Origin of the sequence: Achromobacter sp., from assembly GCF_036567245.1 — a bacterium.
Lineage (GTDB): Bacteria > Pseudomonadota > Gammaproteobacteria > Burkholderiales > Burkholderiaceae_B > Achromobacter.
Genome location: NZ_DATCUY010000252.1, coordinates 1 through 3,926 on the forward strand (window position 1 = coordinate 1; position 3,926 = coordinate 3,926).

The following is a 3,926-nucleotide window of genomic DNA, read 5'->3' on the forward strand; positions in this document are numbered from 1 at the left end:
CGGGCGCAAGGCCTGAGGCCGGTGCTGCGCCGCAGCCTCAGGCCGCTTGCGGCGCATTGCCGCCCGATGCGCCGCGGCTTCCGGATCTGCCATAGAGTATGCGAGCGCACAGCAATGCACTCACCGCGCCGGGCGCGGCGCCCACGGTCAAGGGGAATCCCAGGAGTTCTTGCCAAGGCCTTTCGTGGACGCCAAAGCCCAGCAGGAAGACAAAGCCGTAGAGCGCGCCGACGGCTGCCATCCCGACGCAGGCGCTCCAGGACGAGCGAGCCGGCCGCAACGCTCCGGCCACGATGCCGCACAACAGGGCGGGCACGAAGCCGAAGAGGTAGAACCAGGGCAAGCCGTAGAGCAGCATGAGCAAGGTCTCCGGATCCCGGGTGGCTGCCGTCAAGCCGATGATGACGCCGGCGCCGCCGATGGCGGGAGCTGCCACGGCAAAGAGGGCGCCGCCGGCGAGCAGATCGCTGCCCAGGCGCCGTCCGGCGGCATCCATCGTGCGTCGCCGCTGCCAGCGGTAGGCGATGGCAGCGAAAACGCCTAGAAGCAGAATGCCGATCGAAATATAGGGATTCATCGCGTCATGCAGGATGTGGGCGGGATACGCGCGGCATGCTTGCGGGAGCATGCCGCGCAACAGGCTCGATGATACCGTGCCGGCAAGCCTGGTACGCCTGCGCGCGCGCTGCGCCCGCATCGGACGCAGCGCCATCCTGAAGCCGCGTGGAACTCAGGTCTCGGCGTTGCCGGCGCGCACATCAGCGGTGGCGGTGTTGTCGGCCAGGGCGCTTGTCCGCGCGGCGTCGGCCTCGCCCGCCTCGCGCTGGTCGGCAGTGCGCCGCATCAGCCGCTTGCTGACCATGGCAGCGACGAAGGCATTGCGTCGGGCCGCGTCGTAGCCGGGGTGGCTGAGTTCGCGGACATAGTCGTTGATTACCGGTTTCATGGATATTCTCTCGTCTTGGCGCCAGGCAAGGGCCGGGCGTGTTGGCTTGGTTCGGCGCGGACGGCATGCAGCAGCCGCGCCATGGTGATTTTGGTGCTGGCGTCGGCAACCGGGAACGTGCGGCTCCAGAGGCGCACGCGCGGGTCCGCCGCAGCGGCCGGAAACTGGACCACGAGGCGTAGCCGCCTCAGGAATGCGCTGTCCAGGTTGGACTTCAGGCCCGCGGCGCGTAGCGCCAGGCCGCGGTATGACTCCATGGGTTGCAGCAGATAGCTGACTTCGATATTGGCGTAACGGTCGTGGCTGTCCCTGACGTCGGTGCGCTTGCCGAAAAGCGCGTCGGCTTCGTCGAAGAACAGGATGGCGCCGCTCTGTGCGACCGATTCGAACAGGCGGTTCAGGTTCTTTTCGGTCTCGGCGATGTACCGGCTGACGATCTTCGACAAGTCGATGCGATGCAGCTCCAGTCCTGTCTCGCGCGCCAGCGCCTCGGCGGCTTCCGCGGCTTGGGCCAGCGCGCGCGGGCGGCTCTGGCTGCCGGTGTCCCACAGAGCGAGGAGCCGCGATTCGGCAGGCGCGTTCATGGTTGCCGTCCTTCCATCTGGCCAGCCCGCTGTTGGACGCGGATGACGACGAACTCGGCCGGCTTGAGCGGCGCGAATCCGACCAGGATGTTGACCACGCCATGATCGACGTCTTGTTGGCTGGTGGTTTCGCTATCGCACTTGACCAGATAGGCATCGCGCGGCGCGTTGCCCTGGAAGGCGCCCTGGCGGAACAGCGCGTTCATGTAGGCGCCGACGTTCAGCCTGATCTGTGCCCAGAGCGGTTCGTCGTTGGGTTCGAACGCGGCCCACTGCGTGCCGCGGCTGAGCGATTGCTCCAGGTGCAGCGCCAGCCGGCGCACTGGCACGTACTTGTATTCCGAGGCGAAGTGGTCGGTGCCCTGCAAGGTCCGCGCGCCCCAGCAGACCGCGCCGCGGCCCGGGAAAGTGCGCAGGCAATTGACGCCCAGCGCATTCAGGTTGCGGCTCTCGTCGTCGCTGACCGTGGCGGCCAGGGACAGGACACCGGTGAGGCCGGCATCGATGCCGGCGGGCGCCTTCCAGACGCCGCGATTGCCATCGGTGCGTGCATACAGTCCGGCGATGGTGCCGCAGGGTGGGGTCAGGCGGGGCTGGCCGATTCTCAGCGGATCGGCGGTCCGGGTCCAGGGGAAGTACACCGCGGCATGGTCTGACTTGGGCAGCGCCGTACCCATGACCGCCGCCGCCATGGAGGCCGCCTCTGCTGCCACCTGCGGCGCATCGACGATCATGAAGGCGCGCCGCTCCTTGCAGTAGGACACGGCATCGGCAAGCACGCCGCCGTGCGTGACGCCGGGCAGGCATAGCAGGTTGAAGGGATGGGCATGGTCCAGCGCGTAGAGGCCCAGGCGTTGAGGGCGTTGGCCGATGAAGGCGGCATGCGTGTCTTGCGGTCCGTTCTGCGCAGGCAAGCCCACGCGCACGACCCAGGCCTCGGCGCCGCCGTTCAGGAAAAATTGGAGCACCGCGTAGCCGAGTTCGCAGTCTTCAACCAAGCCACCGAACTCGCGTTCGTAGTCGGAAAAGCCCTGGATGCGGACCGGTTGGTTGAGCGGTCCGCGCATGGCCGTTCCCAGAAACGCGGCAACCGAGGTCGGCACGCCGGCAATGCTGCGCAAGCCCGCGGGCATTTCCTGGATATACACCCCGGGATGATTCAGGGCTGGGGCCATGAATTGCTCCTTTCCACGGCGACTTGACGGCGTGTGCTTGCAGCAGGAAAGTCTTCGAGGGACGGCCGGGATGGCGCGGACAGAGGTCCGGGCCTGGGCGCAACGCGCGGGAGTACCGGCGTATGGCGGGCGTTGCGCCGCGCTTCTAGTTGGATTGCAGCGGAAAGGCAATCGGGCAAAAGCAGCAGCCCTGATGAGATGTTTTATAGAAGGTCTGATAAAAGCGGGCAATAGCTTTTCAGCGGTGTTAACGTTCTGTTGCTTATTCAGAAGCCGGCCCTGGCAGGACGCCTCAGAGGGCCCGGCAGACGCATGGCCCGTGGCGACGGCGCTGCGGGAAATCCGAGTGGCTGGGGGCCCGACTGGCGGCTGCGGCCCTCAATGAGGAGCGCAAGATGCATAGCCTGATCCGACTGTGGCGCGTGCGTGATTTCCCGGCAATGCCGTCAGCGCCAGCAAGCCCGCCCTGGCGTCTTTCACATTTTGCATACGCCTTTGCCATGGCAGGCATGGCCGCCAGCGCAAGCCTGGCGCCGACCGCCGTGGCGCAGGCGCAAGTGCAGGGACAGAACCCGACTCAGGCAGCGCCGTCCCAATCCGAGGCCCAGGCGGAGGCCGCGCGTTCGCTGCAGTGGCCGCGCAGCTTCGAGGCCGCCGACGGCACGCGGGTGGAACTCTATCAACCGCAGATCGACACCTGGAGCGCCGATCGTATTTCGGGCCGCATGGCGGTGGCAGTCGGCGCGGCCAAGGGCAATCCAACCTACGGCGTGGCTGATTTTTCCGCCCGTGCCGAGGTCAACAAGCCGGCGGGTCTGGTGCATCTGTCAGACATCCGGATCGAGCGCGTGCAGGTGCCGACCGCGCCGCAGGAAGCCGACAAGCTGCGCAAGCAGCTCGAAGCGCGCCTGCCCGCCAAGGGCGTGGTCACCCGGCTTGATGCGCTGCAACTCAGCTACACCCTGTCCCAGAACAATCCGGCTACGAAGACCGTCCCCGTGAACAATGCGCCGCCGCGCATCATCTATCGCACGGTACCGACCGTGCTGGTGCTGATCGACGGCGAGCCCGCCCTGGCCCAGGTGCCCGACGCGGCGGGTTGGCGCCGGGTGGTCAACACGCGCGCGCTGATGCTGGCCAATGGCGCCGGCCGCTATTTCCTGCAGGCCGCCGGCCATTGGTACGAAGCAGCCAATGCCGCCGGGCCATGGACGGACCTGC

General features: G+C 67.1%; 4 protein-coding genes and 1 pseudogene. 1 reads left to right on the forward strand and 4 read right to left on the reverse strand.

Annotated features, from left to right (window positions below; all coding sequences use genetic code 11):
• Nucleotides 1–37 precede the first annotated feature (37 nt).
• The 4 genes from VIR09_RS11160 to VIR09_RS11175 all read right to left on the reverse strand — a co-directional run bounded on the left by VIR09_RS11160 (nucleotide 38) and on the right by VIR09_RS11175 (nucleotide 2,705).
• The gene (locus VIR09_RS11160; protein WP_332012932.1) at nucleotides 38–628 is read right to left on the reverse strand and encodes a hypothetical protein; all 591 of its coding nucleotides are present in this window, start codon (nucleotides 626–628) and stop codon (nucleotides 38–40) included.
• A gap of 102 nt (nucleotides 629–730) precedes the next feature.
• Nucleotides 731–946: a hypothetical protein gene (locus VIR09_RS11165; RefSeq protein WP_332012933.1), complete on the reverse strand. Its 216-nt coding sequence runs from the start codon at nucleotides 944–946 to the stop codon at nucleotides 731–733.
• On the reverse strand, nucleotides 943–1,530 hold the full coding sequence (locus VIR09_RS11170; RefSeq protein WP_332012934.1) for an ATP-binding protein: 588 nt from the start codon (nucleotides 1,528–1,530) through the stop codon (nucleotides 943–945). Before VIR09_RS11170 ends, VIR09_RS11165 begins: the two co-directional genes overlap by 4 nt.
• Nucleotides 1,527–2,705: a phage tail sheath family protein gene (locus VIR09_RS11175; RefSeq protein WP_332012935.1), complete on the reverse strand. Its 1,179-nt coding sequence runs from the start codon at nucleotides 2,703–2,705 to the stop codon at nucleotides 1,527–1,529. Before VIR09_RS11175 ends, VIR09_RS11170 begins: the two co-directional genes overlap by 4 nt.
• Before the next feature lie 509 nt (nucleotides 2,706–3,214).
• Between VIR09_RS11175 and VIR09_RS11180 the strand changes: the two are divergent.
• Nucleotides 3,215–3,926, forward strand: a pseudogene (locus VIR09_RS11180) (carbohydrate-binding family V/XII); the annotation flags it as partial.

Excerpts from the sequence above, each read along its gene's own strand:
- VIR09_RS11165 (WP_332012933.1), bottom strand. The coding sequence starts at position 946 with ATGAAACCGGTAATCAACGACTATGTCCGCGAACTCAGCCACCCCGGC.
- VIR09_RS11175 (WP_332012935.1), bottom strand. The coding sequence starts at position 2,705 with ATGGCCCCAGCCCTGAATCATCCCGGGGTGTATATCCAGGAAATGCCC.
- VIR09_RS11160 (WP_332012932.1), bottom strand. The coding sequence starts at position 628 with ATGCTCCCGCAAGCATGCCGCGCGTATCCCGCCCACATCCTGCATGAC.
- VIR09_RS11170 (WP_332012934.1), bottom strand. The coding sequence starts at position 1,530 with ATGAACGCGCCTGCCGAATCGCGGCTCCTCGCTCTGTGGGACACCGGC.